The organism is Mucilaginibacter mali, from assembly GCF_013283875.1.
Lineage (GTDB): Bacteria > Bacteroidota > Bacteroidia > Sphingobacteriales > Sphingobacteriaceae > Mucilaginibacter > Mucilaginibacter mali.
The window spans coordinates 1,386,679-1,412,250 of record NZ_CP054139.1; the positions used below are offsets into that span (position 1 = coordinate 1,386,679).

Annotated in this window: 29 protein-coding genes; 17 read left to right on the forward strand and 12 right to left on the reverse strand. The window is 46.2% G+C overall.

From position 1 onward, the window contains the following. The first annotated feature begins 30 nt into the window (after positions 1 to 30). Positions 31 to 441 (forward strand): alternative ribosome rescue aminoacyl-tRNA hydrolase ArfB, encoded by a 411-nt coding sequence (gene arfB, locus HQ865_RS06020; protein ID WP_173414024.1) that lies wholly within the window; start codon positions 31 to 33, stop codon positions 439 to 441. 94 nt (positions 442 to 535) lie between these two features. Here the strand turns inward: arfB and HQ865_RS06025 are convergent, their stop codons facing one another. Beyond that, positions 536 to 1,483 (reverse strand): lipid A deacylase LpxR family protein, encoded by a 948-nt coding sequence (locus HQ865_RS06025; protein WP_173414025.1) that lies wholly within the window; start codon positions 1,481 to 1,483, stop codon positions 536 to 538. A 154-nt stretch (positions 1,484 to 1,637) separates the two neighbouring features. On the opposite strand from HQ865_RS06025, the gene HQ865_RS06030 reads away from it, so the two are divergent. The 3 genes from HQ865_RS06030 to HQ865_RS26105 are packed head-to-tail and all read left to right on the forward strand — an operon-like array spanning position 1,638 to position 2,266. Beyond that, entirely contained in the window at positions 1,638 to 1,841 is a 204-nt protein-coding gene (locus HQ865_RS06030) for a hypothetical protein (RefSeq protein WP_173414026.1), read from the forward strand. Next, positions 1,834 to 2,106, forward strand: a complete 273-nt coding sequence (locus HQ865_RS25845) for a PIN domain-containing protein (RefSeq protein WP_202020455.1) — start codon at positions 1,834 to 1,836, stop codon at positions 2,104 to 2,106. Before HQ865_RS06030 ends, HQ865_RS25845 begins: the two co-directional genes overlap by 8 nt. Positions 2,107 to 2,125: 19 nt before the next feature. Next, the gene (locus HQ865_RS26105; protein ID WP_394353367.1) at positions 2,126 to 2,266 is read left to right on the forward strand and encodes a hypothetical protein; all 141 of its coding nucleotides are present in this window, start codon (positions 2,126 to 2,128) and stop codon (positions 2,264 to 2,266) included. A 119-nt stretch (positions 2,267 to 2,385) separates the two neighbouring features. On the opposite strand, the gene lon is transcribed toward HQ865_RS26105, so the two are convergent. Continuing rightward, positions 2,386 to 4,857 (reverse strand): endopeptidase La, encoded by a 2,472-nt coding sequence (gene lon / locus HQ865_RS06040; RefSeq protein ID WP_394353368.1) that lies wholly within the window; start codon positions 4,855 to 4,857, stop codon positions 2,386 to 2,388. Positions 4,858 to 5,242: 385 nt separating this feature from the next. Here lon and HQ865_RS06045 point away from each other — a divergent pair, with 385 nt between their 5' ends. Continuing rightward, positions 5,243 to 5,842 (forward strand): tetratricopeptide repeat protein, encoded by a 600-nt coding sequence (locus HQ865_RS06045; protein WP_173414028.1) that lies wholly within the window; start codon positions 5,243 to 5,245, stop codon positions 5,840 to 5,842. A 2-nt stretch (positions 5,843 to 5,844) separates the two neighbouring features. Here HQ865_RS06045 and HQ865_RS06050 read toward each other — a convergent pair whose 3' ends face one another. Both HQ865_RS06050 and gpmI read right to left on the reverse strand, forming a co-directional pair. Next, a complete protein-coding gene (locus tag HQ865_RS06050) occupies positions 5,845 to 6,405 on the reverse strand; it encodes a hypothetical protein (protein WP_173414029.1) in 561 nt (186 codons plus the stop codon). Further along, entirely contained in the window at positions 6,392 to 7,918 is a 1,527-nt protein-coding gene (gene gpmI, locus HQ865_RS06055; RefSeq protein ID WP_394353374.1) for a 2,3-bisphosphoglycerate-independent phosphoglycerate mutase, read from the reverse strand. Before gpmI ends, HQ865_RS06050 begins: the two co-directional genes overlap by 14 nt. A 109-nt stretch (positions 7,919 to 8,027) precedes the next feature. Between gpmI and HQ865_RS06060 the strand changes: the two genes are divergently transcribed. From HQ865_RS06060 to HQ865_RS06080, 5 genes are all read left to right on the forward strand, one after another. Continuing rightward, complete coding sequence (locus HQ865_RS06060; protein WP_173414031.1) at positions 8,028 to 8,420, forward strand: DUF4783 domain-containing protein; 393 nt, start codon at positions 8,028 to 8,030, stop codon at positions 8,418 to 8,420. Between the two features lie 190 nt (positions 8,421 to 8,610). Next, a complete protein-coding gene (locus HQ865_RS06065; RefSeq protein WP_173414032.1) occupies positions 8,611 to 10,887 on the forward strand; it encodes a family 78 glycoside hydrolase catalytic domain in 2,277 nt (758 codons plus the stop codon). A gap of 16 nt (positions 10,888 to 10,903) precedes the next feature. Beyond that, positions 10,904 to 12,070, forward strand: coding sequence for a serine hydrolase domain-containing protein (locus HQ865_RS06070; RefSeq protein WP_173414033.1), 1,167 nt, complete (start codon positions 10,904 to 10,906; stop codon positions 12,068 to 12,070). A gap of 175 nt (positions 12,071 to 12,245) precedes the next feature. Beyond that, the gene (locus tag HQ865_RS06075) at positions 12,246 to 13,199 is read left to right on the forward strand and encodes a hypothetical protein (RefSeq protein ID WP_173414034.1); all 954 of its coding nucleotides are present in this window, start codon (positions 12,246 to 12,248) and stop codon (positions 13,197 to 13,199) included. 164 nt (positions 13,200 to 13,363) lie between these two features. Further along, entirely contained in the window at positions 13,364 to 13,603 is a 240-nt protein-coding gene (locus HQ865_RS06080; protein WP_173414035.1) for a hypothetical protein, read from the forward strand. Positions 13,604 to 13,797: 194 nt separating this feature from the next. On the opposite strand, the gene HQ865_RS06085 is transcribed toward HQ865_RS06080, so the two are convergent. The 3 genes from HQ865_RS06085 to HQ865_RS06095 form a co-directional block, all read right to left on the reverse strand. Next, on the reverse strand, positions 13,798 to 14,364 hold the full coding sequence (locus HQ865_RS06085; RefSeq protein ID WP_173414036.1) for a DUF1543 domain-containing protein: 567 nt from the start codon (positions 14,362 to 14,364) through the stop codon (positions 13,798 to 13,800). Positions 14,365 to 14,721: 357 nt separating this feature from the next. Continuing rightward, a complete protein-coding gene (locus tag HQ865_RS06090; RefSeq protein ID WP_173414037.1) occupies positions 14,722 to 15,174 on the reverse strand; it encodes a ferritin-like domain-containing protein in 453 nt (150 codons plus the stop codon). A 22-nt stretch (positions 15,175 to 15,196) separates the two neighbouring features. Then, positions 15,197 to 16,927 carry an FAD/NAD(P)-binding protein gene (locus tag HQ865_RS06095; protein WP_173414038.1) on the reverse strand — a complete coding sequence of 577 codons (1,731 nt, stop codon included), beginning with the start codon at positions 16,925 to 16,927 and terminating at the stop codon, positions 15,197 to 15,199. 499 nt (positions 16,928 to 17,426) lie between these two features. Here HQ865_RS06095 and nadC point away from each other — a divergent pair, with 499 nt between their 5' ends. From nadC to HQ865_RS26110, 7 genes are read left to right on the forward strand one after another with little or no spacing between them, the layout of a single operon-like run. After that, a complete protein-coding gene (nadC, locus tag HQ865_RS06100; RefSeq protein ID WP_237073803.1) occupies positions 17,427 to 18,275 on the forward strand; it encodes a carboxylating nicotinate-nucleotide diphosphorylase in 849 nt (282 codons plus the stop codon). A gap of 45 nt (positions 18,276 to 18,320) precedes the next feature. Further along, positions 18,321 to 18,980, forward strand: coding sequence for a glycerol-3-phosphate 1-O-acyltransferase PlsY (gene plsY, locus HQ865_RS06105; RefSeq protein ID WP_173414040.1), 660 nt, complete (start codon positions 18,321 to 18,323; stop codon positions 18,978 to 18,980). Then, positions 18,977 to 19,774 (forward strand): M48 family metallopeptidase, encoded by a 798-nt coding sequence (locus HQ865_RS06110; RefSeq protein ID WP_173414041.1) that lies wholly within the window; start codon positions 18,977 to 18,979, stop codon positions 19,772 to 19,774. The genes plsY and HQ865_RS06110 overlap by 4 nt, the downstream gene beginning before the upstream one ends. Before the next feature lie 43 nt (positions 19,775 to 19,817). Continuing rightward, positions 19,818 to 20,552: a YqjF family protein gene (locus HQ865_RS06115; RefSeq protein ID WP_173414042.1), complete on the forward strand. Its 735-nt coding sequence runs from the start codon at positions 19,818 to 19,820 to the stop codon at positions 20,550 to 20,552. A gap of 42 nt (positions 20,553 to 20,594) precedes the next feature. Then, a complete protein-coding gene (locus HQ865_RS06120) occupies positions 20,595 to 20,828 on the forward strand; it encodes a hypothetical protein (protein ID WP_173414043.1) in 234 nt (77 codons plus the stop codon). A 2-nt stretch (positions 20,829 to 20,830) separates the two neighbouring features. Next, positions 20,831 to 21,058: a PIN domain-containing protein gene (locus tag HQ865_RS06125; protein ID WP_173414044.1), complete on the forward strand. Its 228-nt coding sequence runs from the start codon at positions 20,831 to 20,833 to the stop codon at positions 21,056 to 21,058. Between the two features lie 36 nt (positions 21,059 to 21,094). Continuing rightward, the gene (locus HQ865_RS26110; RefSeq protein WP_173414045.1) at positions 21,095 to 21,205 is read left to right on the forward strand and encodes a PIN domain-containing protein; all 111 of its coding nucleotides are present in this window, start codon (positions 21,095 to 21,097) and stop codon (positions 21,203 to 21,205) included. A gap of 2 nt (positions 21,206 to 21,207) precedes the next feature. Here HQ865_RS26110 and HQ865_RS06135 read toward each other — a convergent pair whose 3' ends face one another. From HQ865_RS06135 to HQ865_RS06155, 5 genes are all read right to left on the reverse strand, one after another. Continuing rightward, positions 21,208 to 22,473, reverse strand: coding sequence for an anthranilate synthase component I family protein (locus tag HQ865_RS06135; RefSeq protein WP_173414046.1), 1,266 nt, complete (start codon positions 22,471 to 22,473; stop codon positions 21,208 to 21,210). Between the two features lie 365 nt (positions 22,474 to 22,838). Then, complete coding sequence (locus HQ865_RS06140; RefSeq protein ID WP_173414047.1) at positions 22,839 to 24,119, reverse strand: adenylosuccinate synthase; 1,281 nt, start codon at positions 24,117 to 24,119, stop codon at positions 22,839 to 22,841. 9 nt (positions 24,120 to 24,128) lie between these two features. Then, complete coding sequence (locus tag HQ865_RS06145) at positions 24,129 to 24,755, reverse strand: nucleotidyl transferase AbiEii/AbiGii toxin family protein (RefSeq protein WP_173414048.1); 627 nt, start codon at positions 24,753 to 24,755, stop codon at positions 24,129 to 24,131. Then, the gene (locus tag HQ865_RS06150) at positions 24,710 to 25,003 is read right to left on the reverse strand and encodes a DUF6922 domain-containing protein (protein WP_173414049.1); all 294 of its coding nucleotides are present in this window, start codon (positions 25,001 to 25,003) and stop codon (positions 24,710 to 24,712) included. The genes HQ865_RS06145 and HQ865_RS06150 overlap by 46 nt, the downstream gene beginning before the upstream one ends. Before the next feature lie 2 nt (positions 25,004 to 25,005). Then, on the reverse strand, positions 25,006 to 25,476 hold the full coding sequence (locus tag HQ865_RS06155) for a Fur family transcriptional regulator (protein WP_173414050.1): 471 nt from the start codon (positions 25,474 to 25,476) through the stop codon (positions 25,006 to 25,008). Positions 25,477 to 25,572 lie beyond the last annotated feature (96 nt).

A 25,572-nucleotide genomic window follows, 5' to 3' on the forward strand; every position in this document is an offset into this window, starting at 1 on the left:
ACCCAAGCAACTAATTCATTAAATTTGGCCATGAATTTAAACAAGGCCGATCTGCAAAGAGAGGTTACCTATAAAACATCGCGCAGCGGAGGCAAGGGCGGTCAAAACGTAAATAAAGTATCAACTAAGGTTGAATTATTGTTCCCGATAGATACGTCATTATTGTTTACCGGCGAGGAAAAGCAATTGCTTACCCATAAACTGCATTCCCGTTTCAATAAGGATGGTTTGTTACAGGTGGTATGTGATGAAGAGCGCAGCCAGTTGTTAAACAAAGAGATCGCGCTTGAACGTTTAGCCCAGTTATTAAGCCAGGCGCTGATCGTTCCGAAAGCGCGCAAAAAAGTTAAGATATCCAAAGCCAAGAAAGCTGCCAGATTGGATGCCAAGAAGCAGCACTCGGCCAAAAAGGAATCGAGGCGGAGAGATTTTGATTTTTAAAAGATAACCGTAGAGACACGATACCTCGTGTCTCTCTTATTTAAATTTAACTTGCATAGCGGGGGCCACAAATATGTGGCTCTACAATATTTTTTTAAAACCTATACAAAACCGTAGCCGATCCCCACTGGTGCACCCTTACCTGTTCCTTAGTATCTTTGGTATGAAATATCGCCGCGAAGCTTAATACCCAATGGCTGGCAGTGTAGGCCACGCCAACTTCGTTACTTAGCATAATAGGTTGCCGGTTTGATGTGATTTGTAAGGGGGCCGAACTTTTGTTACTGGATAAACTACCCTGTATGGTAGCATCGTAAGCCACATAGTTAAGCACCGGTTTGTAATAGGCAAAAAACTCGTGCGGGTGCAGCAGATCTTTGCTATCGATATTGCTGGCCGTGCTTTGGGTGCTTACCGAATTGAACAACTGGTTAAAATTACCTGCACGAACCATCAACCCCGCACCGGCGCCGCTAAAACCCATACCAAGATTGCCGTACCCGGTAAACGACAGGTCGATGCCATCGCCGCGGGTAAGCAGTTTATTATATTCGGCCGATAGATTAATAACCGCGCCATCATGTATCTGGTATTCCCAGCCGGTTGGGTGGTAAAAGTTAAACCACCTGTGCACGGTGTTTTGTGTACCCTCGGCGCCTGATCCGGGACCGATAACACCTACCTGCGCACCCAGCTTTAAATTGCTTTCGTTAGCATAAAGCAAGTTCAGGGTGGCGCCGGCATACAGGTATCCCGCAAAAGGCCTGTCGATATATTGCGGGCCAGGGATATTGCCGCCCTGCGGGTTAAAGATCTTTTGCCCGGCCTCGAACCCTAATACCTTGTTTTTAAGTTTGGTGCCATCTGCCTTAAGCGCATGGCGGAAGTAAACGAAGATGCCATCGGTATAATACCTGTCGGATCCCTGCGCCAGGTACGAGTCGTTATCCGACTGTATGCCGATCTCGTTTTTATGTGATTGAGCGACGCTGGTATACGTAAGGGCAAGGCTTACAAATAGGGATATTAGTTTTATTCTCATTGGTTATTAATTAGCAGAACGGTAAAAATATAAAAAGGCTGGATATGTTTAGGCGATATGAATTATTAATTGTATTGGCCGATAGGATAGAGATCACCAACATATTCAGGAAATAAATTTGTAAATTTGTATATAAGCACCATATTTAGCAGTTATGAGTACCTTAAATTATCCATTGAATAATGCGCAGGTTGAGTTAATGAAGATACTCGACAGGAATTTGTCGGAAAACGATATTAAGGACCTGAAAGAACTGCTGTCCCGGTTTTTTGCAGATAAAGCCATAAAGGCTGCAGATAAAATATGGGATGAAAAAGGCATGACAGATAATGATATGGATCGTCTTTTAAATGGATAGAGTTAAACCGCTGGTTGTTGTGCTCGATACCAATATTCTGCTGGTATCTATTTCAAGTCGCTCAAAGTATCACTGGCTATATCAAGCTTTGTTAAAAGGCGATTTCTATATCGCTATCACTCCTGATATTTTATTTGAATACGAAGAATTAATTACAAAACATTGGAATAGTGAAGTTGCTATTAATGTAAGCCGTTCCATAACCGAACTTCCTAACGCCATTTTCACCACAGTATATTATCAGCTTAATTTAATTACCTGCTGATACCGATGATGATAAATTTGTGGATTGTGCATTTGCTGCAAATGCGGACTACATTGTGACTCATGACAATCATTTTAATGTTCTTAAAACCATCCCTTTTCCACGCATTCCCTTAATCGATATCCATAGTTTTAAACTCATTTTAGAAGAAGCGAAGTAGGATGACCTTAACACCCTCATCAGGTGCCTCGCGTTTAAACTAAAAAAGGAAAGTTATAAACTTTCCTTTACTCGGGGCTTCAGTTATAAACTGAAGCCAGTAAAAAAATATGATCCGGTTTAAACTGTCGCCTTGGGTTCTTCCTTCACTGTCAGATCCAGCGGATCGTCCACCAGTTCATCCAACAGGGCCAGGTCTATCACCTCGCGCATTTCCTTTACGTAATGGAAACTGAGGTCTTTAATATAATCTTCCTTGATATCCAGGATATCCTTCTGGTTAGAGCGGCACAGGATAATATCTTTAATATTGGCGCGCTTGGCAGCCAGTATCTTTTCTTTAATACCACCTACGGGCAGCACACGGCCACGCAGGGTGATCTCGCCGGTCATGGCCAAATGCGGGCGCAGCTTACGCTGGGTAAATGCCGATGTTAAGGCGGTTAGCATGGTTACACCTGCCGATGGGCCATCCTTAGGGGTAGCGCCGGCCGGTACGTGGATATGCACATCCCACTGATCGAACAAGCGCGGGTCGATCTTAAAGTAATTGGCATGAGCGCGCAGGTAGGCGAGGGCTATCGTAGCCGACTCCTTCATTACATCGCCCAAATTACCGGTCAGGGTTAAGCGGCCCTTACCTGGGCTCAGGCTCGATTCGATAAACAAAATATCGCCGCCAACCTGTGTCCAGGCCAGGCCGGTTACTACGCCGGCCACATCATTGCCTTCGTACAGGTCCTTATCAAATATCGGTGCGCCTAATATCTTCTCGATGTCTTTTTTGCTTACGGCCGGGTTATACTCCTCCTTCATTGCGATGTTTTTGGCCACGCCGCGGATCACCGAACCGATCTGCTTATCCAGCGTACGTACGCCCGATTCGCGGGTATAATCTTCAATTACCTTTTCAATCACATCGTTCTTTAGCGTAACATCCTTAGCTTTTACGCCGTGGGCTTCGCGCTGTTTTGGAACAAGATGTTGTTTGGCGATCTCGATCTTCTCCTCGATAGTATAACCATTCACCTCGATGATCTCCATACGGTCTATCAAAGCGGGCTGTATGGTGCTTAGCGAGTTGGCGGTGGCGATAAACATCACGTTACTCAGGTCGAAGTCCATTTCCACGTAATGATCGTAAAAAGTACTGTTCTGTTCCGGATCCAGCACTTCCAGCAGAGCGGATGACGGATCACCTCGGAAATCGTTCCCCACCTTATCAATCTCATCCAAAATAAACACAGGGTTAGCCGCGCCGGCTTTTTTTATCGATTGGATGATACGGCCCGGCATAGCGCCAATATAAGTTTTACGGTGACCACGCACCTCGGCTTCATCGCGGATACCACCCAGGGCCATACGCACATATTTGCGGTTCAAAGCCTTGGCTATCGATTTACCCAGCGATGTTTTACCAACACCCGGAGGGCCTACTAAACAAAGGATAGGGGCCTTCATATTATGCTTTAGCTTCAATACGGCCAGGTATTCAATAATACGCTGCTTTACCTTATCTAAGCCAAAATGATCTTTATCCAATATCTTTTGGGCTCGCTTCAGGTCGAAGTTATCCTTGGTAAACTCGTTCCATGGCAGGTCCAGTAACAGTTCAAGGTAGTTGATCTGCACCGAATAATCTGCCGCGGCGGGGTTCATACGGGCCAGCTTTTCTATCTCTTTATTAAAGTGGTCTTTTACTTCAATGGCCCATTTCTTTTTAACGGCACGGTCGCGCAGGTTTTCTATCTCCAGGTCGGGCGTATTGCCGCCTAGTTCTTCCTGTATCGTTTTTAGCTGTTGGTTCAGGAAATAATCGCGCTGTTGTTTATCCAGGTCGGTGCGCACACGGGTTTGGATCTGGTTCTTCAACTCCAGCATCTGTATTTCGGTGGTGAGGTGTTCCAGCACCATTTTGGCACGCTCACGCAGATCGGCAGTCTCCAGCATTTTCTGCTTGGCCTCCATATCGGCGTTCATGTTTGATGAGATAAAGTTGATCAAAAACGAAGTGCTCTCGATATTACGGATGGCGATGCCGGCCTCGCTGGGTATATTTGGCGAAAGCTGGATAATGCTCATCGCCATATCTTTAATAGATGATATCAGCGCCTTAAATTCTTTATCCTCGGCAGGTTTTACCTCTTTGAAAGGTTCAACTGTAGCCTTAATGTAGGGTTCGCTTTGTACCTCGTCCTGTAAAACAAAGCGCTTTTTGCCCTGTAGAATAACGGTGGTGTTACCGTCGGGCATCTTAAGCATTTTTATAATAAGGGCGGTTGTGCCTACACGGTTCAACTGATCGAAGATCGGGTCTTCGATGTTTACATCCTGTTGCGATACCACGCCGATCAGGCGGTCTTTTTTATTGGCTTCGCGAATGAGGCGGATGGATTTATCGCGGCCCACGGTAATGGGCATCACCACACCCGGGAACAATACGGTATTACGCAGCGGCAGGATAGGCAAAACAGAGGGCATCTGTTCGTTATTCATTTCCTCCTCGTCTTCCGACGACATTAAAGGAAAAAACTCAGAATCCTCATTTATGATTGGTAAAGCAGATTTAAAGTCAAATGGATCGAAGCTCATCAAGTACCTCTCTATTATGGTAAAAACGTCAAAATGTCAGCCTGTATTGCTACAAACTAACTTAAATAGCAGCTATAAATAAAAAGCCGCCTGTGTAGCGATATGTTTCAATCCCTGTGCCAACTTATAGCCTCAGCATAGTTTATATCATGTAAAAATATAAATACCTGAGCGAATGCCCATTATAAAATTAAAATTTGCTGGTTCAAAAAAAATATCAGATAATTGGGGCTGTTAAAAAGTCAGGGATAATTTTCCCCGCCCCATAAAACTATTTTTTGCGAAAAAACTTAATTAAGATATAATAATTTGGTTTTATAACAGTTATTATTGATACTATTTGGTTGCGTAACATTTGATGAGGATATCCGTCATTCTTTCATGCTTGATCATTTCGTCGGTTAGTGTCCGTCCGTCACTTGCCCAAAACGCCTATGTAAGTATGGGCCGGCAGGCTTTAATGGATGCCGACTTCCGTACAGCGGCAAAACACCTGGAACGGGCCTGCGTGGTTGACTCTACCAATACCAACGCGCTTTGGATGCTGGGCTATTCCTACTTTCATAGCGAAAGCTACAAAAAGGCCATCACTACTTATTCAAAGCTTATTGCCCTTAAACCGGCCGAATGCATGGCTTATTATTACCGCGCACTGGCACAGGGCCGCTTGGCTAAGGATGCATCCACTTCAACATCCGATAAAGATAAGTGCCTGTTAGCCTCTATTGTAGATTTTACCAAAGCCATTGAAATTGAGCCCGGCGATATGAAGATCTATCAGAACCGCGGCATCGCTTATCGCGAATACGGTATATTTAAAGTGCAAAGCACCAAACCAAACGATAAAGCCCGTGGTATTGCATCGTTAAAGGCATCGGTTACCGATTTTGAGAAGGTTTTGAATAATGATCCTTCAAGAGGCGATATCGAATCGCTGATCGCCCTGTCAAAAGAAAAACTGGCTACCGCCCAGGGACACCACTAAATTTAAAACACCCCCTTTACCGAATACACGTTTTTGCCTAACAGGCGAACAGTCTGCGTGCGATCTATCTGGTAGGCTGAATCAGGGAAATAGCTAAGCTTCTCCACATTTTCATACAGCAGGTTTTTGGTGTGGTTATAAATAAGGATGTAGTTTACCCTATCGCCAGTTTTCTTGATGACGATCCTGGTCGTTTTCAGATCCGGGTCCTTTGATTGATAAATTGTCTGATCGTTGGCCGATCGAGTTTCGTAACTATCGCGCCAGGCTGGTTTATTGATGTCCGAATTTTCGAACAATTCAAACTCGCGGCCCCAGTTATCAATATAAACCTTTTTGGTTTGCGATTCGCCATTGTGCATTACCGTTTTGGTGATCAACGGATGCTTAATACTTAACCGCGCCGAATAGGCACGGAAGTAGCCTTTGAGATCGAAGTACTTCTGCTCGGCCTTAGTTTCCTTTATCTCGGGCCTGCACGACGCGATAAAAGCAGCAATAGCCCCGAGGGCTATCGCTGTATAAAAATTCTTATGCTTTAAAGGTTGCTTATACCAATACATCTCCAGTCATTTCTGCCGGGATAGCCACGCCCAGTATATTTAATACGGTCGGCGCGATATCTCCAAGCTTGCCATCCTTAACGGCGGTAACATCCTTATCAATCACAATACAGGGCACCAGGTTGGTGGTATGCGCCGTGTTTGGCGAACCATCTTCGTTGATCATGTAATCGGCATTACCATGGTCGGCAATGATGATGAACGAGTAGCCGTTCTTCAGGCCGGTTTCTACCACTTGCTGTGTGCAGGCGTCAACGGTTTCAGCAGCTTTTACTACGGCTTCGAAAACGCCGGTGTGGCCCACCATATCGGTATTGGCAAAGTTAAGGCAGATGAAATCGGCCCAGCGGCTTTCCAATTCGGGTAATATCGCGTCGCGGATGCCCTCGGCGCTCATTTCGGGCTGCAAGTCATAAGTAGCCACTTTTGGCGATGGCACCAACAGGCGCTTTTCATTCTCAAATTCCTTTTCGCGGCCACCCGAGAAGAAGAACGTTACATGCGGATACTTCTCGGTCTCGGCAATACGGATCTGCGTTCTGCCGGCATCCTGCAAGATCTCGCCAATGGTTTTCACCAGGTCATCCTTGCGGAAAACCACCTGCACACCGTTGAACGTTTCATCGTAGGTGGTCATGGTGATATAGCGCAGGTTTAGCGGGTGCATATTCTGCTCAGGGAAAGCCTTTTGGGTAAGTGCCACGGTGATCTCGCGGCCACGGTCGGTGCGGAAGTTGAAGCACAATACCACATCGCCATCTTTAATAACGGCCAGCGGCTGTCCGTTACTGTCGGTTTTAACAATCGGTTCTACAAACTCGTCGGTTACACCGGCTGAGTATGATTCGCTGATAGCGGTCAGCAGGTTTTCGGTCGGTTTGCCGGTACCGTTCACCAGCAGATCGTACGCTTTTTTAACACGTTCCCAACGATTATCACGGTCCATAGCAAAGTAACGGCCAATTGCCGACGCTACTTTAACCCGCGTATTGCTGATATGGCTTTCCAAATCGGTCATGAAGCCAATGCCCGAATTAGGGTCGGTGTCGCGACCATCTAAAAAGGCATGAATAAACACCTTTTGCAGGCCAAACTCGGTAGCGGCATCGCACAAACCCTTTACGTGTTTAATATGCGAGTGCACACCACCATCGGACACCAGCCCGATGAAGTGTACATCTTTATTGTTTTCCTTAGCGTAGGCAAAGGCGTTTTGTATTACCTCGTTTGTGCTAAACTCCTTATCTTCAACAGCTTTATGGATTCGGCCCAGCTCCTGGTAAACCACGCGGCCCGCGCCCAGGTTCATGTGGCCTACTTCCGAGTTGCCCATCTGCCCGTCGGGTAAACCAACGGCCATTCCCGATGCCTCCAGTTTGGAGTTGGGGTATTTGGCCAGCATGCTGTTAAAGAAAGGCGTTTTAGCGTTAAATATAGCGTTCGATTTGTCCTGGCGGCCGTATCCCCAGCCGTCCAGTATAATTAGTGCAAGTTTTTTTTGTTGTTCCACAATGCAAATATAAAAGCAACGTTGTATAGTAAAGTTAATTTATTTGTCTATTTTCATGGCTTAACGAAAAGTACGACAAGAAACCGAATAATCTTTTTAGACCGATCCTGTTATGATGACCAGGTTGTTTATTATGCTGCTGTATATCATGCCCATAGGCCACACCGCCCCTGGCCCAATAGATAACGCGGCCGACCTGATCAAAGCCAACAACATCCATAAACTGGCCGAAATGTTCGCGCCGACGGTTGAAATTACCATCCTTAACGAAGAAAATATCTACTCTGCCGCCCAGGCAGAGGTGGTGCTGCAAAACTTTTTTAAAGCCAACCCGGTAAAAAGTATGCAGATCGTGCACCGCGTAAACTCTAATCCCATCATCCGTTACGCCGTGCTGCAACTGGTTACGGCTAATGGCACTTATCGCACTTCCATATCGCTGAAGCAGGTGGATGGGAAGTTTCTGTTGAATGAGATAAAGGTAGAGACGGATAAGAAGGGGTAGTTACAAACCGTAGAGACACGATACTTCGTGTCTCTCACTATGCAATCAGATTTGAATAATGATAAAGAGACACGAAGTATCGTGTCTCTACTACAATTGCTTTTCCTCAACAGACAGCCAAGGATAGTTTTTCTCCCCACTTTTATTAACTTGGCTAAACCAATACAAAACTGATCAAAACCGCATTCGCATGAGAAAACTATATGTGCTATTAGCTGCGCTATTTTTAAAATCGATAACCGCCCATGCCCAAACCGGTGTTAAATGGCAGGCGAAATGGATAGAACCCGCCGATACCACCAACGGCCCCGAGCGGGCGGCGCAATATTTTCGTAAAACGTTTAAAGCCGATCAAAAGCCTGTTTCGGCCACCTTATACATTACCTGCCACGGCCTGTACGAGGCCCAACTGAACGGCAAACGTGTAGGCGATGCCTATTTTACACCAGGCTGGACCGAATACAAAAAGCGCCTGCAATACCAGCAGTACGATGTTACCAGTCTTCTTACCCAAGGCAACAACACCATTAACGTCACCGTTGGCGACGGTTGGTATCGCGGCAACTTCGGCTTCAACGCCGCGCGAGACAGGTACGGCAAACACCTGGGGCTGCTTTGCCAACTGGAGGTGAAATACAAAAACGGTAAAACCGCTATTTTTACAACCGATAACGACTGGCAAAGCGCTTCGGGGCCGATCCGCATGTCCGAGATCAACGCCGGCGAAACCATCGACGCACGTGTGCAACCTACCAACTGGAGTGCCGTTACAACAGCCAATTACGGGTACGATCTGCTGCTGCCTACGCAAGGCACGCTGGTTACCAGGCACGAAACCTTTAAACCTATAAAAGTGATCACCACACCTAAAGGCGAAAAAGTGCTGGATTTTGGCCAAAACCTGGTTGGCTGGGTAATAGTAAAAGCCCGCGGCACGGCCGGTACCAAAATAAGCATTAAGCACGCCGAGGTGCTGGATAAGGACGGCAATTTCTATACCGAAAACCTGCGCGCGGCCAAAGCCACCGCTACTTATATTTTGGCCGGTAACGGCGAGGAGACCTTCGAGCCGCATTTTACTTACTTCGGCTTTAGATATATACAGGTTGATGGTTACCCGGGTGCTATTAATCCCGATGATTTTACGGCTGTTGCACTGTACTCGAACATGGCGCCGACGGGTACCTTCGAATGCTCGAACCCGATGATCAACCAGTTGCAGCACAATATACAATGGGGACAGAAGGGGAACTTTTTAGATGTACCTACCGATTGCCCTCAGCGTGATGAGCGCCTGGGCTGGACCGGCGACGCGCAGGTGTTCTTTCGCACGGCAGCTTATAATTACGATGTGAAGCGCTTCTTCACCAAGTGGATGGCCGATGTGGCGGTATCGCAACGTGCTGATGGTGCTATTCCGCATGTGGTGCCCGATATCCTGAACGGTTCGGGCGGCTCGGCAGGCTGGGCAGATGTGGCGACGATTATACCGTGGAATATGTATTTGGTTTATGGCGATAAGGCGCTGCTGGCCACCCAATACCCAACTATGGTAAACTGGATTGGGTTTATGACCAAAAATAGCACCAATAACCTGTGGAACAAAGGCAACCACTACGGCGACTGGTTAAGCTATCACTCGCCAAACGATGACGGTTCGGACGCGATCACTGATAAATACGAGATAGCGCAATGTTTCTATGCTTACTCAACCCAACTGGTTATCAACGCCGCCAAAGTATTGGGTAAAACCGAAGACGTTGCCAGATACCAGCAATTGCTAAACGATATTAAAGCCGCTTACAATAAAGAGTACGTTACCGGCGGCGGTCGCCTGATGAGCAATACCCAAACCGCCTACGTGCTGGCCTTGCAGTTTGATATGTTGCCCGAAGACAGGCGTGCGCAAGCTGCCAAATACCTGGTGGATAACATTAAGCGTTATAATAACCACTTAACCACCGGCTTTTTAGGCACGCCTTATTTGTGCCATGTACTAACCCGCTTTGGCTACACCGATGTTGCTTACCAACTGCTGCTGCAACCCACTTACCCGGGCTGGCTGTACCCTATAAAAATGGGCGCCACCACCGTATGGGAGCGTTGGGACGGCATCAAGGCCGACGGTACCTTCCAATCCAGCCGGATGAACTCGTTTAATCACTATGCTTATGGCGCCATCGGCGATTGGATGTACCGCACTATTGCAGGTATAGATACAGATCCTGATCAGCCGGGATATAAGCATATCATCATCAAGCCACATCCGGGCGGGGATATGACTTATTGCAAGGCATCGTTTAAAACGCAGCATGGCGATATCAAAGTGGAGTGGCATAACGAAAACGGCAAGTTTAGCATGAGTGTTACCGTGCCCGAAAATACCACGGCTACAATCAGCGTGCCGGATAACACCGGGGCAAATTATACCGTGCACGAGGTGAAAGCAGGGCAGTATCAGTATTAACCGAAAGCAGATCGTTATGGCTAACAACAGAATCAAAAGCGGAATCGTAACGGCACTTATCTGCCTTTTATGGTCGTTGCACACCTTTGCCCAGCAGGCGGCGTTTAAGCAAAATCTGCAGGCCAGGGTCGATTCGCTTTGCGCGGCGGGACATTTCCCGGGCTTATCGGTGGCGGTTGTTTTTCCGGATGATAAAATGGTAGCCGTAGCATCGGGTATGGCCGATTCGGTTAAGCATCAACCCATGAAAACCGACGACCGGATGATGGAGGGCAGCGTTGGAAAAACCTACGTATCGGCCATTGCCATGCAGTTGATAAAGGAGGGCAAATTTAGCCTGGACGATAAGGTGTCCAAATACCTGGGGCATTACAGCTGGTTCAACCGGCTGCCCAATGCTGCAGATATCACCATAAAAATGCTGATGCAGCATACCAGCGGCATTATGCGCTACGAATTTAAGCCAGCCTTTACCAACGACCTGACCGCTAACCCCGCCAAGATTTGGAAGCCCGAGGAACTTTTGGCCTATGTGTTTGACGAAAAGGCGCCCTTTAAAGCCGGGCAGGGCTGGGATTATGCTGATACCAATTACATCGTACTGGCTATGATCATGGAGCAGGTTAGCGGCAAAGCCTATTACGATATGCTGCGCGACCGCATCCTGAAACCCTTTCATCTGACGGAAACCCTGCCATCGGACAAGCGGAAACTGAAAGGCCTGATACAAGGCTATGCCGGCAAGAATAACGATTTTGGTCACCAAAGCGAGGTGATAGCGCCCAACGGCGAGTTTATCATCAATCCACAATTTGAATGGACCGGCGGCGGCGTTTACGCCACCACGGCCGACCTTGCCAAATGGGGCAAAATGCTCTACGAGGGCAGGGTGTTCGACCCGGCGATGCTACCCATAATGGAAGACGGCGTACCGGCCCGGATGCTGGGCCGTAACACCAATTATGGTCTTGGCGTTATCATCAGGCAGTCGCCCGACTTTGGTGTTTCTTATGGACACAGCGGCTTCTTTCCGGGATATATGACCGAGATGTGCTATTTTCCCAAATACAAAATTTGCATAGCCGTGCAAACCAACTCCAGCGATTACGCCAGTTTTAAAATGCAGCCCTTAAGGGTGTTGAACGAGGTGGTGAAGTTGTACGCGGCGACATATAAGGATTAACCCTGCAGAGACACGATACTTCGTGTCTCTTTTTGTTTGGCATGGCGGGAGACACGAAGTATCGTGGTTCTGTAATCAATTTTGAACGTTTGCCAGAATAAGCAGTCATTAGACATTTGCTTATCTAATCGCATTCCGCTAACTTGTACCACCATACCATCGGAAAAATTACCCCATGAAATACCTCTGCCTGCTCACCCTTATCCTGCTTACCGGTTGCAGTTCCTGCGGAAATAAAACCGAAATGCCCAATCTTCCCGCTGCTGATCTGTTACAGGCTGGTAATGTAAAGGCGCTCGTGGCTAAAAATCATCAAAACCTGCGTGGAGTAGATGGCGACTTCGAATCGTTTAAGGAATACCTGAACGGGTTAAAGGACGATGACGCCGCCTCGATCCCTTACGCAATGGATTATATTAAAACATGCCTGCCATCAGACATGGCCGGGCGCGATTCTGTAGTTCTGTTATTTAACGTAAAGTTTTTTAAGATCACTAATTTTATCAGTAGCAAGCTGGAGACCCGCTACGCGGCTATGGTAAAGCTGTATGATGGCGAACCCCAATCGGCAAAACTTAGGATCTTTAAAAACAACCTGAAGACTTGCGGTATCGGCATTTTCCAAACCGAGGGGAATTGTTATTTGGATGTGTTGCCCGATTACTTTTATACCAATTTTAAGAACCGCGTATCGGCAGGGGTGAAGGAATACCTCAATATCAGGCGGGTGGAGCTGGCGCAGGGCTTTTCGGAAGATGCCGGGCTGCTGATCAGCTACAGGCAGTTATATCAAAGGGTTAAGCGCTGGGAAAAATATATGAAGACGTACCCTACATCGGTATACCGTAACGAAGCTGAAAACTATTATACCACCTACCTGGAAACCTTGCTTACCGGCATGGATAATTCGCCCGTATTTGAGGGTTTTAGCGAAACGCTTTCGCCCGAAGTAAAGGCCATTTACGAGCAGGCTATCCTTAGGGATCCCGAATCGCCCTCATCAAAGATCATTACTTATTATTACGGCCTGCTTTCGCGTAATGATTTCAGGCGTAATGATAGTATCCCCATATTTTTAAACGAGCACAAGCTATCCAACATGAGCGGTATTCAGCCGGATACCAGGTGAGGACATTTTATGTAGAGGCACGACACTTCGTGTCTCCCGATATGAAGGCCGGATTTACAGGTAACACAGGAGCCACAAATATGTGGCTTTACACATTTATGTTAAATTACCACCAATAGGTTTAATCTTCTTAAACACATTCAGCTTGAGTGGGTTATTTCTGTATGAAAAACACTTACGAAAAACAGGATAGAAGCCTGTTGATAGGAGCCATTGCCTTAGGCGCTGCCATTGCTGGCGGACTGGCTTATCTATTCTTAACCGAAAGCGGCACAACCCTGCGCGGCAAAATGAAAAGCGCCATAAAGGAAAAGGGCAAAGATGTTGCCGCCAACGCGCTTACAAAAAAGACCGGCGTACCCAAGAATATCACTAAGGCAGCCGCCAATACGATGCTTGATTAGATTTACACCCCTGCCACTCCTGCCGCTTGTCATTTCGAACGATAGTGAGAAATCTTATGCGCGCGATAGTCTTGGCGTATAATTTCTCCTCACTCAAAGGCTTGTCCCCACTCAAGTTCGTTCGTATGACAAATTGGTTTGAAGTCGTTGTTGGAGACAAACCAATAATGATTCCGGCAACAATCCCCGAAACTTTAAAGCTTATGCAATTGCAAATAACCCAGGTGTATCTCATCATCGGGTAAATCAACATCAGGCGAAAGCGCAATATGATAAGCGGCCTTATCGGCATCGCTTAGCAGGTCATCAACGCGGTAGATCTCATCCACATCAATACCGTACTTTTCGTCGATGTGGGCATTGGCACCTTTTACTTTGGCAATGGTGGCGGTTTTGAAAAAGGCGGTAAGTTTTGATGCCGACAGGGCCGACAGGCGGTCGTTTTGCACGGTAAGTAAGGTGTAGTGTTGCTCCTCCAGTTTGCCTGATGTATACCCGCCAAGGTTGATGAAGAAGAGGCGCTCTGTAGCCGTATTCGCCGCGTCTTTTGGCATCACCTCAACTCGGTACCCATCAATATGGGTTATCCGCCGCCAACCGTCAATATGCAGGCTGTTGCCTGCCTCGGGCCAAAAGTTGCGCATCGCTGGCACCAGGTGGCGTAGCTCGCTTGCTATACCGAAGAAGAAATCGTGCTGCTCTGTATTGCGGGCGGGTGCTTTTGATCCCAGCAGCACCATGAACAGGTATTGGCTTTTCATAGGTTAAAAATAATTATCTGCCGGCAATCTGTCATCCCGAACTTGTTTCGGGATCCCATTTGCATTGTTTAAACTTTGCATGTGTTATACCTGTTTGATGGGGTGCTGAAACAAGTTACCCATGACATGTATGTTTTTCCGCTGAAGCCTCACCCTACCCTCTCCAGAGGAGAGGGTTCCAAAGTCTCCCCCTTTGGGGGAGATTTAGAGGGGACTTTCATCGGCATGTCATAAAAACCATTAGAGGCCGCCGGGATTATATTACTCAGCATGACAAGTTATTATTAAAGGGCATTAGGTATAAAAATAGTAAAAGCCGCCTTTTTTACGGGCGGCTTTTACTGAAAAATGTTCAATTTACGCGGCATCACGCAACGCTTTGATACGATCGTGCGCGGCGTTAATGTCCTGCGCCTGCGCGGTTACTGTTTCATAAGCATCGGCGCTTAGTTCGCCGCTGCTCAGGGCATCGCGGTAAGCTTTTTTAATGGCATCCTCGCCACGTTCGGCTTCGCTTAAAATGCTTTCACGGTCGCTGCCGCCAAATAATGCTTTAACGTCTATCCAGGCACGGTGCAGGCTGCCGCTTGCGCTATTTCCTGTCTCCGCATCGCCGCCGTTAGCAGCTACTATAGCGGTCAGTTTTTGGCTAAACTCACGGCTTTGCGCGCTATAATCCTGAAATAGTTCCTTCAGGTCGATATTCTCGTCCTTAATATCGGCTATCACTTTTTCAAAGCCAGCTACGCGGTCGTTGTTGATCTCGATCAGGTCGTTCAATGTGTCGATTGATTTTTCTGTAGTTGCCATAGGTTTTTAAATTTTGATGTACCTAATCGGGGGCAAGCATTGTGCCAAGCAGGCTGCCTAAAATTATTTTCGAGGCCGCTTCGCAAAAATCAAGGCCCGAATAGTCGGGGTTATAACCGCCAATAAAAGGCACAGCCATAATGTACAGCCTGTCATTCAGTGCGTTGTAGCTATCCAGGGGCTGGAAGTGATCGTTAATGGCCAGGCCCGGCACGGTTAGATAAGTTACTCCGTTTAGTGCTACTATATTTTTATCGCCTTGTGCCAGTAATTCCTGTCCGTATTTTTGGTCATGGAAGCGCAGCCGGGCCGGGCTTATCGTATGCCACTCCCGCAAACCGGGAAACGGAAGCTGGTTAAAAACCAAATGCGGCTGGCCAATACTATCCACAAACACAGGATAATGATCTTTATGCTGTTGGCCATCTTCGGTGTAACTGTAGGTAGCGCCGCCGTTTTCGTCCGGGATCACCTCGCTATCCTCGCCAACGGTCACCATGCTAAGGCGGCCGGCATCATGCAGGGCCATCAGCATTTCTGCCGAACTTTGGGGCACAAAGGCAATAACTACCGAGATCAACGGCATCAATGTTTCCTGCAGACACAGCATATCTTCGGCAGAAAAATGTTTGGCCGGGTAATTCATCGCGAAGCTGAGGATGGCCAGCATCTCCTTCCAGTAAACCGAACGTTTTTGTTTGATGGACCGTTCAGCTTCAGCATATTCGGCTTTTAGTAATTCAAATGGATCGCGCTGCTCGCGGCTGTTCATCGTATAAGCCACAAAATCCTCCATGCGCATGTCCTTTATCTTTTGATAATAGTCAGGATCATGCTCGCGGATACCATCCTTAAAATTGTATTCAAACACGTAATCGAGCGGCAGGAAGCCGTCGTTAAGCTCCATTTGCCGTCGGATCACCTTTTCGTCCAATACCGTATCCTTGCCCAGGTGGGTATCCTCCAAATGAAAGCGCACCGCAGGCAGTAAACCGTTGCGCGAGTGCATGACGATGCGGAAATTGGGACTATCAGCACTTACCTGAAAACAGAGTTTGCCCTTCTTGTCCTTTATAAACTCACCATTATGGCGGGCAAGAGTACGTACGGCGTCGATAGCGGTAAGCGATGCGCCGCGAATGGCTACAGGGTGGTTGGCATATAGCGAGATTTTCTCTGGTGGATAAGGCGAATCGAACCAACCGGGTACCTTACCCTCGTGCTTTTTAGGCCATAAGTGACCGGTGCAGATAATCACGCGGTCGTATAGTGCTTCGCTGCCGTCAGGCATTAATACATTCACCATTTCCTGTTCGGGTTGATCTATCAGGTCGGCTACCAGGCTTTTGTAGTGGATATTGGTTTCAAGTCCGGCCGCTTTGGCCTGTTTAAGTAATAAGTTAAATTGATAGGACAGGTATTGGCCGAACAGCAGGCGGGGCAATACCTTGTACTCGTTAAAACGGTCGGGGTCGATATGGTATTTATCCAGTGTATCCTTAGGGACGGTTTTGATCCAATCAGACACGGAGGTAGCCATTTGCGGTATCTCGTTGCCCGATACATTGGTGATATGTTCGTCGGCGGCGCCGGCGCGGCTGTAAGGCATGCCGCAGCCCAGGCAATCGCCCTGTTCGTATATATCGATAGCCAGGTTCTGCACGCCGCTATCTACTAAGCGTTTAAACATAAACAGGCCGCTTGGCCCGCCGCCTATGATGGCGATCTTTAAAAATCCGGTTTTAGTTTTCATATATCGTGCCGCATAGCAGGATAAGAACCCTGAAGGTTGGGGTTTTGTTTAAGGGATTGGAGGGAAAGCCCGGAGCCGAAAGAGCATGCGCGCCGCTTGGTGAGGACTTGTACGAAAGCCCGCCCGCCGGCAACGCCCTTATTATTATTGATCGTTATGTTTAGCGTTTGGGTTATCTATTGCGCCTTTTTGCCACAAAGTATCTATAATATTTATAACAAATGGTGGCGAAAAAATGTCAGTTCCCTCAAAAAAACCAAAAAGTAGAAAAAATGAAATATTGAACAATCGCATATATTGAATTGTAAGTCAATGTGTTGCGTGTTCAATTTTTGTTCAAAAAACGTGTTTTTTTGTTCAGTTTTTTTCTTCGCGTGAACATGATGGCCGTGATTTGGGCTGCAATGAGTTATTTCCGTTCGATGTTTGAAGATGAAAAAAACATGAAAACAAAAAAATGCCAAATGTTATTACTTTTGTGGCAAAACACATATACGATTTGGACCAGCATATTATCCATCAGTTTATAAAAAATGCCCTTGCCGAAGACGTAGGCGATGGCGACCACACTTCACTGTCAACCATCCCGGCCGGAACGCAAGGTAAGGCCAGGCTGATCATTAAAGATACCGGCATACTGGCCGGTGTTGAGTTGGCGCTGGAGATCTTCCGTGAGATTGACCCGCAGTTAAAGGTGAACGTAACGCTAAATGATGGCGCCGAGGTAAAGTTCGGCGATATCGCTTTCGAGGTGGAAGGCAGCGTACAAAGTATCCTGGTGGCCGAACGCCTGGTACTAAACTGTATGCAGCGTATGAGCGGCATTGCCACTACCACCAACGAAATAGCCGATATATTGCGTAACACCAATACCCGTGTGCTGGATACCCGCAAAACCACTCCGGGAATGCGCTATTTGGAAAAATGGGCCGTGAAGATAGGAGGAGGAGTGAATCATCGCTTCGGGTTGTATGATATGATCCTGATCAAAGACAACCACGTAGATTATGCCGGCGGCATAGCTAATGCCATCACCAACGCGCAACAATATTTATTGGATACCGGCAAAAAACTGGCCATAGAAATAGAAGTGCGTAACCTGGAAGAACTGGAAGAGGTACTGCAGGTTGGCGGTGTTGACCGTATTTTGCTGGATAACTTTAAGTTTGATGTGCTGAAGCAGGCGGTGGCTATGATAGAGGGCCGGTATATCACCGAAGCATCGGGCGGTATTACCGTTGATAACGTGTTGGAGTACGCCCTGTGCGGCGTGGATTACGTATCGATGGGCTCGTTGACGCATTCGGTAAAAAGCCTGGATATGAGCTTAAAGGCCATAAAACAATAAATAAAAGCGGGATTTGATCTGTCATTTTAGTATAATTGTGGTGAGATGATAACTATCTACTCAATTACTTCCCTGATTTTGGCGTACCTGTTAGGTTCCATCCCCACAGCTGTGTGGATAGGGCAGGCCTTTTACAAAGTCGACGTACGCGAATATGGCAGCGGCAACGCGGGGGCTACCAACACCTTTAGAGTACTAGGCAAAAAAGCCGGTATCCCGGTAATGCTTATAGATATACTGAAAGGGTTTACGGCTACCAATTTGGCCTACCTGAGTATTTTGGGCATGCCATCGGCGGTGGATTCGCATTCGGTGGTATTTACTAATTACGAGCTGGCTTTGGGCATCACCGCGGTGATGGGCCATTTGTTCCCGATTTTCGCAGGTTTTAGGGGCGGCAAGGGCGTGGCTACACTTTTTGGTATGGTACTTGCCGTGCATTTACAAGCCGCGTTGCTTTGCGTAATTGTGTTTATTGTGATCTTATTACTCACCAAATACGTGTCGTTGAGTTCAATTGTGGCCAGTTTTACTTATTTAATTGGGGTTACATTTGTTTTCCCGGTGTCGGTACGTTCGGTGGTGATCTACGGCATGTGTATCTGTGTGCTGATCTTAGTCACTCATCAAAAAAATATAGAACGCTTGCTGCACGGACGGGAATCGAAAGTGAACCTGTTTAAGAAAAAAGTAGCAAGCGTATGAAAAACTACAGGATAACCTTAGCAATAATTTCTTCACTTATATTTTTTGGCTGTGCCACCGTTCCGCTCACCGGACGAAAGCAGCTAAGTTTGGTTGGCGACGGGCAAATTAACCAATCGGCCGCGCAGAGCTATACCCAGCTATTATCAGATCCCAAGACAAAAGTCATCAGCGGTACGGCTGATGCCCAGCGTGTGAGGCGCGTAGGTAACCAACTGGCAGCCGCGATAGAAAAATACCTGAGCGATAACGGCTATGCCGGCAAATACGATTTTAAATGGGAGTTTAACCTGATACAAAGTAAAGAGATAAATGCCTGGTGCATGCCCGGTGGCAAGGTAGCCGTTTATAGTGGCATTATGCCTTTAACCAAAGATGATGCCGGCCTGGCCACTGTGATGGGGCACGAGATCGGCCATGCCATTGCCCGCCACTCGGCAGAGCGGATATCACAGCAATTTGCGGCACAAACCGGCGGCGCGCTGGTTGGGGTAGCATCGAGCAACCAAAGCAGCACTACGCAAGCCATCATTAATCAGCTATATGGCACCAGCAGTGGCTTAATGTTACTGCATTACTCACGCGCGCAGGAATCAGAAGCAGACAGGCTTGGCTTAACCTTTATGGCCATGGCCGGATACGATCCTAATAATGCCGTCGGCTTTTGGGAGCGTATGGCTGCCCAAAGCAAAAACACCACGCCCGAATTTTTAAGCACGCACCCGGCCGATGCCACCCGTATTGCCGATATCCGTACGCATATCCCTGAGGCGATGAAATATTATCGTAGATAAGCTGAAAGGTTAGAGGCGAAAGCTAAAAGGTTTATAAATGCCTATGCAAAAACGGACATTCCTCAAGGCCAAATGGATCAACCTCCTGATGCTGAATTATGAGGTTGATCCGGATATATTAAAACCGTATCTACCACCCGGCACCGTATTGGATACATGGCAGGGCAAAACGTTGGTAAGTATGGTGGGTTTTCTGTTCCAGGATACCCGTATGATGGGTGTCCGCTGGCCATTCCACGTTAATTTTGAAGAGATCAACCTACGTTTTTATGTACGTTATTTTGATGGGAAAGGTTGGAAGCGTGGCGCTGTATTTATCAGCGAGATAGTACCCAAATACATGATAGCCGCCATAGCCAATACTTTTTATAACGAACATTACATGGCCATGCCAACCCGGCATGAAATTATCCCCATTGATGACTCCCAAACCCGCTACAATTACGGCTGGAAATATAAAGGGCAATGGTGCCGCCTTGAAGCTACCGTAAATAATACCCGTCAGCCCATCATACCCGACAGCGCCGAGGAGTTTATCTTTGAACATTATTGGGGATACAATAAAGTAAGTGAAAATACCACCATCGAATACCAGGTTGAGCATATCACCTGGCAAACAGGCGAGGTGACCGAAGCGGTTTTTGAAGCACCTATAGCCAAGTTGTACGACCCGGCTTTTGAACCGTGGTTAACACGCCAGCCCCAATCGGCATTTTTTGCCGATGGGTCTGATGTTATTGTAAGGGCTGGGAGCAGGTTTAATAGTACAGCTTTGTAATCCAGTTATAATTATTGTATTTTTGTTATACAACGCAATAAAATGGAATTGATCCTTAAATCGAACAATGAGCAAAGCCTTGCTAAAATAATAGCCTTGGCAAAGAGGCTGGATGTTGCCGTTGTTCAAAAAGATGCTGAGGTAGATAGTTCTACAGCGCGGGATAAGATCAAAGACCGCATCTTAAATTTCAAAGCCAAAGGCAGTTCCTCGTTTGGTGATGCAAGCGATTGGCAAAGACAACAACGCGAAGACAGGGAACTTCCTCTTTCCTGAACATGGCTTTTTTAATAGATAGTAACATCATTATTTATTCCTACTCAGACGAGTATCAATATTTGCGTGAAATTATTTTAGATGATTCTGTCTATATCTCTGAGATATCAAGGATAGAAGTCCTTGGTTATCATAAATTGAAACCCGATGAAGAAAGATATTTTATCGATGTTTTTGATGTTGTGCCGGTCATAACTCCTTCGCGAGCAATATTTGGTAAAGCTATATAAGTTCGCAAACAATATAATCTCAAGTTGGGTGACAGTTTGATAGCAGCTACCGCGCTTGTTCATAACTTGGTGTTATATACCAGGAACACTGACGATTTTGAAAAAATTAAAGAACTGAAGTGTATGAACCCAGTACGGGCTAAATAAGATCATAATATTCCCAATACCTCAAACATCGCCGAAGCTTTTACCAAACACTCCTCATACTCCATTTCTGCATCGGCATCATAAGTGATAGCACTGCCAACATGCAGGGATAAATATTTATTTTTAGCATTGTACAATAAAGTGCGGATAATTACGTTAAAATCGCAATTACCATCCGGAGAGAAATAACCCACACTACCGGAATACACGCCCCGCCTGCTTCGTTCAAACTGTTCCATTAGCTGCATGGTACTTATTTTTGGTGCACCCGTCATGCTGCCCATGGGGAACGTGTTTTTAATGGCCTGTACATCCGATAAGCTATCCTGCTTTTCGCAAACCACGGTCGATATCATTTGATGTACCTGGTTGAAGCTGTATATGCCAAATAACTCCTCGGTTTTAACCGTACCCGGCTTGGCCGAATGGGTAAGATCATTACGCACCAGATCAACTACCATCACGTTCTCCTGCCGCTCTTTTTGGTTGGTTTGTAGTTGGTGTTTTATTAGTTCGTCCTGCTGGTAATTAGCTTGTCTTTTAGCCGTGCCTTTAATGGGTTGCGAGATGAGTTTGTTCCCCCGTTTAGCTAAAAACCTTTCGGGCGATGCGCAGATGATATATTGCTGATAATGCTTAAAAAAACAAGCAAAGGGGTTGGGCGATAGCGCGTTTAAGCGGTTAAAAACATCCAGCGGGTCTATCACCGCATTGTCTGCGTAAAACTCCTGACAAAAGTTGCTTACGTAGATATCGCCGCGAACAATATGTTCCTGTATCTTCCTGACTGTATCTACATAATCTGATCTGCTGAAGCGTGGTTGCAGGTTAATAGCAGGAGAGCCTTGATAAAACTGTATTCCCTGCTTTTCTATCTCTTGCAGGATATTCTGCGAATCATCTGATGTGATAATCACCTCATCCCCTTTTATAATGATCAGATGTTCAGGAACAAAAAAATACAGACCGGGGAGGTGCAGATGATCAGGATTACTGGATGATAGCTGTTCTATCTCATTCTTCAAATCGTAGGTAAAGAAGCCCGTCATCCAACCCGGATGCTCATACCTGTACTGCTCTAACTGCTCAAATGCCGAACCGATATCCGCCTTCAGTTCATGCTTAACACCAGTCGCGATCAGCGCATCAAAATTAGTGTATGGGTCGCTGAAGTTATTCGAATCGAGATAACAGGCCACACCGAACCCTGAAGCCCATTGCAGTGCTTTTTGTTTGAATGCGGTAATATCGGGGGAGATGAAATTCATCGGGCTGTAAAGTTATGAAAACAAAAATGTCCGCATTTTAAATGTGGACATTTTTGTTTTCATCTGAAAAGGCTCATTAGCTTACTAAATCCCCATATCGCGATTATAACTATAATAAAAGCGATGTTATATACCATCATTACAAATCGTACATGTGGGGTGAAATATACATAAGCCACAACTGAAAGAATTATAGCAATTGTTATTTCTATGATATTTCTTTTAGTATAAGCACGATACCTGAGCGTAATAAATATTAGTATTACACTGCAAGGCGGAGCTAAAGTTCCGGATAAAGCAGCGAGATAAGTTGTAATATCTTTTAATGCCGGCATTAACGGGATATGTTTTGAATTGAAATATTCCTAAACTGGCAACACTAGGGTCTGCACCCTATCCGGCCCAACCGAAAGGTATTTTACCGGAACGCCTAATTGCTCTTTCAAAAACAGCATGTAGTTATTCAACGATGCCGGGATCTGGTCCAGTTGGGTAATACCGGTGATATCTTCGTTCCAGCCTTCTATCTCCTGTAAAACAGGTTCAGGGCTAATGGTGCAGATATCGTATGGCATATAATCTATCACCTCGCCATTGTAATTGTAATGGGTACAGGCGTATATCTTTTCAAAACCGCTTAATACGTCGGCCTTGGTCATCACCAGTTGGGTAACGCCGTTAAGCATAATCGCGTATTTTAAAGCAGGCAGGTCTATCCAGCCGGTACGACGCGGGCGACCGGTAGTAGCGCCAAACTCATGGCCTAATTTGCGTAGTTCTTCGCCGGTTTCGTTATCCAGTTCGGTAGGGAAGGGGCCACCGCCTACGCGGGTGCAATAAGCTTTAAATATGCCAATCACCTCGCCAATTTGGCTTGGGGCTATACCTAAACCGGTGCAGGCACCTGCCGAGGTAGTGTTTGATGAGGTAACAAACGGGTACGAACCAAAGTCGATATCCAGCATAGCGCCCTGGGCGCCTTCGGCCAGTACTTTTTTGCCCTTGCGGATATAGTCGTTCACAAAGTGCTCCGAATCTACCAGCGGGAATTGTTTGATCACGTCCAACGCTTCAAAGAACGCCGCTTCGCGCTCGGCAAAATCAACAACTTCGCCGTATAGAGCCTGTAGCATAGATGTATGCTTGGATACCAGTTTTTGGTAGCGCTCTTTAAAATCGGGCAGGGTAATATCGCCAATGCGCAAACCATTACGGCCGGTCTTATCCATATAAGTTGGGCCAATACCTTTCAGGGTAGAGCCGATCTTGCCGTCGCCCATCTTTTTTTCCGACGCGGCATCCAGCAATTGGTGGGTTGGCAATATCAGGTGCGCTTTTTTGGCGATCACCAGGTTCTTTTTAGCCAGCAGGTCGTGCCCGGCGGCTTTCAGTTTATCAAGTTCTTTTTTTAGGGTGATGGGGTCTATCACCACGCCATTACCTATCAGGTTTAGTGTGTTGTCAAAAAATATACCCGAGGGGATGGTGTTCAGTACAAACTTCTGCCCGTCAAACTCCAGCGTATGGCCGGCATTCGGGCCGCCCTGGAAACGCGCGATCAGATCGTAATCGGCAGCCAGTACATCAACAATTTTTCCTTTACCTTCGTCGCCCCATTGCAGGCCTAATAAAACGTCAACAGCCATTTATTTTATTTATATCTTTCTTTTATAGTAAACTTCCAAACCTTTGCTGATCGTCTTTTTCACGTCAACCCAGGTTATTTTATCTAATGTATCAGGATCAATGTCATCTTCCGCATCGTTAAAGTATGCCATTGATCTAATTACCGCAAAGGTATCATCATAAGTATATCTATCATGATAAAATTCAAAAAGATTATCAAAAGAATAGAATTCTAACAATTTAGCGATGTCCCAAAAGTCTTTTTTGCGCCCCCGGCCTTTAATAGCATTCAATTTTAAGGCGATCAATTCCCTCGTATCAGGAAAGGGAATACCGTCTAATATTTGCACTGGATATATGAAAGGGTCTCTGATGGCAACAAGGTCGACTTTCACGTTTTGGATGTTACATTGAATGATATTTCTTGTTATATCCCGGGATTTAATGTCCCCGAAGATGTTTTCTAATGTAGAGACGACTATATCACGTTCGATCTGCTTATCAGTAAAAAGATCAAGATCTATCGATTTGCGGTGGCCATATAGTAGAGATATTGCAGTACCTCCAACCAGTCTGAAATCTTTCATTTCAGGCAATGAAATGATTTGCTTTAAAAGTCCCAATGTAGCCGGTTCGACTGTTTCTTCTCGTAACATTTAAAGTCGGTAGGTTTTACTTTGAATAGTGCGCAGCAAAAGCTTATGCTTATATCCGATAGCCAGAGCGCCTGTAAGGCAAGCTGTTTGACATGCTCAAAGCCATAAAATTTTAATATGCTAATAAAGTCATCATTTGTACCGCGCTCGATCACCTTTTCAACAACGTGGCGAGCATTCTTCTCATAGTCGATCTTATCCATATCAACATCCCAAAATGCCTGTTTACTTAAGATCGGTTTATTCATGATCAGGAAACTTTTCGGTCACAAAAACCTTCTTTAAGTTTAGTACAATTGCCATAAAGATTAAGCGAGTGGTGCTTGATGTCGAATTTCAACAAACCGCCCATCATACTTTGGATCTGCTGGATGCGCGGATCGCAAAACTCAACCACCTTTCCGCAATCAATGCAAATGATATGGTCGTGCTGTTTATACCCGTACGATTTTTCGAACTGGGCCATATTCTTACCGAACTGGTGTTTGGTCACCAGGTCGCACGATACCAGCAATTCCAGCGTATTATATACCGTGGCGCGGCTAACCCGGTACTTTTTATTTTTCATGTGGATGTATAACGATTCCACATCAAAGTGGTCGTTCCGCGAATAGATCTCTTCTAAAATGGCAAAGCGCTCGGGGGTTTTCCTCAGGCTTTTATTTTCGAGGTAAGCTTCGAAAATTTTTTTAACCATAGCTATGGTTTCTGTTTGCGACATATGGGCAAAGTTATGAATTAATGTGCAAATGTGCGGATATGCAAATGTGCAGATGTTACAGATGTGTAAATATGCAAATATGCAGATGTGCAAATG

Coding starts and splice junctions, on each gene's coding strand:
- HQ865_RS06085 (WP_173414036.1), bottom strand. CDS start 14,364: ATGAAAAGCCAATACCTGTTCATGGTGCTGCTGGGATCAAAAGCACCC.
- HQ865_RS06125 (WP_173414044.1), top strand. CDS start 20,831: ATGGCTTTTTTAATAGATAGTAACATCATTATTTATTCCTACTCAGAC.
- arfB (WP_173414024.1), top strand. CDS start 31: ATGAATTTAAACAAGGCCGATCTGCAAAGAGAGGTTACCTATAAAACA.
- HQ865_RS06110 (WP_173414041.1), top strand. CDS start 18,977: ATGAAAAACTACAGGATAACCTTAGCAATAATTTCTTCACTTATATTT.
- HQ865_RS06115 (WP_173414042.1), top strand. CDS start 19,818: ATGCAAAAACGGACATTCCTCAAGGCCAAATGGATCAACCTCCTGATG.
- HQ865_RS06120 (WP_173414043.1), top strand. CDS start 20,595: ATGGAATTGATCCTTAAATCGAACAATGAGCAAAGCCTTGCTAAAATA.
- HQ865_RS25845 (WP_202020455.1), top strand. CDS start 1,834: ATGGATAGAGTTAAACCGCTGGTTGTTGTGCTCGATACCAATATTCTG.
- HQ865_RS06050 (WP_173414029.1), bottom strand. CDS start 6,405: ATGTATTGGTATAAGCAACCTTTAAAGCATAAGAATTTTTATACAGCG.
- HQ865_RS06025 (WP_173414025.1), bottom strand. CDS start 1,483: ATGAGAATAAAACTAATATCCCTATTTGTAAGCCTTGCCCTTACGTAT.
- HQ865_RS06090 (WP_173414037.1), bottom strand. CDS start 15,174: ATGGCAACTACAGAAAAATCAATCGACACATTGAACGACCTGATCGAG.
- HQ865_RS06095 (WP_173414038.1), bottom strand. CDS start 16,927: ATGAAAACTAAAACCGGATTTTTAAAGATCGCCATCATAGGCGGCGGG.
- HQ865_RS06075 (WP_173414034.1), top strand. CDS start 12,246: ATGAAATACCTCTGCCTGCTCACCCTTATCCTGCTTACCGGTTGCAGT.
- HQ865_RS06135 (WP_173414046.1), bottom strand. CDS start 22,473: ATGAATTTCATCTCCCCCGATATTACCGCATTCAAACAAAAAGCACTG.
- HQ865_RS06155 (WP_173414050.1), bottom strand. CDS start 25,476: ATGTCGCAAACAGAAACCATAGCTATGGTTAAAAAAATTTTCGAAGCT.
- HQ865_RS06150 (WP_173414049.1), bottom strand. CDS start 25,003: ATGAATAAACCGATCTTAAGTAAACAGGCATTTTGGGATGTTGATATG.
- HQ865_RS06080 (WP_173414035.1), top strand. CDS start 13,364: ATGAAAAACACTTACGAAAAACAGGATAGAAGCCTGTTGATAGGAGCC.
- HQ865_RS06145 (WP_173414048.1), bottom strand. CDS start 24,755: ATGTTACGAGAAGAAACAGTCGAACCGGCTACATTGGGACTTTTAAAG.
- plsY (WP_173414040.1), top strand. CDS start 18,321: ATGATAACTATCTACTCAATTACTTCCCTGATTTTGGCGTACCTGTTA.
- lon (WP_394353368.1), bottom strand. CDS start 4,857: ATGAGCTTCGATCCATTTGACTTTAAATCTGCTTTACCAATCATAAAT.
- HQ865_RS06070 (WP_173414033.1), top strand. CDS start 10,904: ATGGCTAACAACAGAATCAAAAGCGGAATCGTAACGGCACTTATCTGC.
- HQ865_RS06060 (WP_173414031.1), top strand. CDS start 8,028: ATGATGACCAGGTTGTTTATTATGCTGCTGTATATCATGCCCATAGGC.
- HQ865_RS06140 (WP_173414047.1), bottom strand. CDS start 24,119: ATGGCTGTTGACGTTTTATTAGGCCTGCAATGGGGCGACGAAGGTAAA.
- HQ865_RS06030 (WP_173414026.1), top strand. CDS start 1,638: ATGAGTACCTTAAATTATCCATTGAATAATGCGCAGGTTGAGTTAATG.
- HQ865_RS06065 (WP_173414032.1), top strand. CDS start 8,611: ATGAGAAAACTATATGTGCTATTAGCTGCGCTATTTTTAAAATCGATA.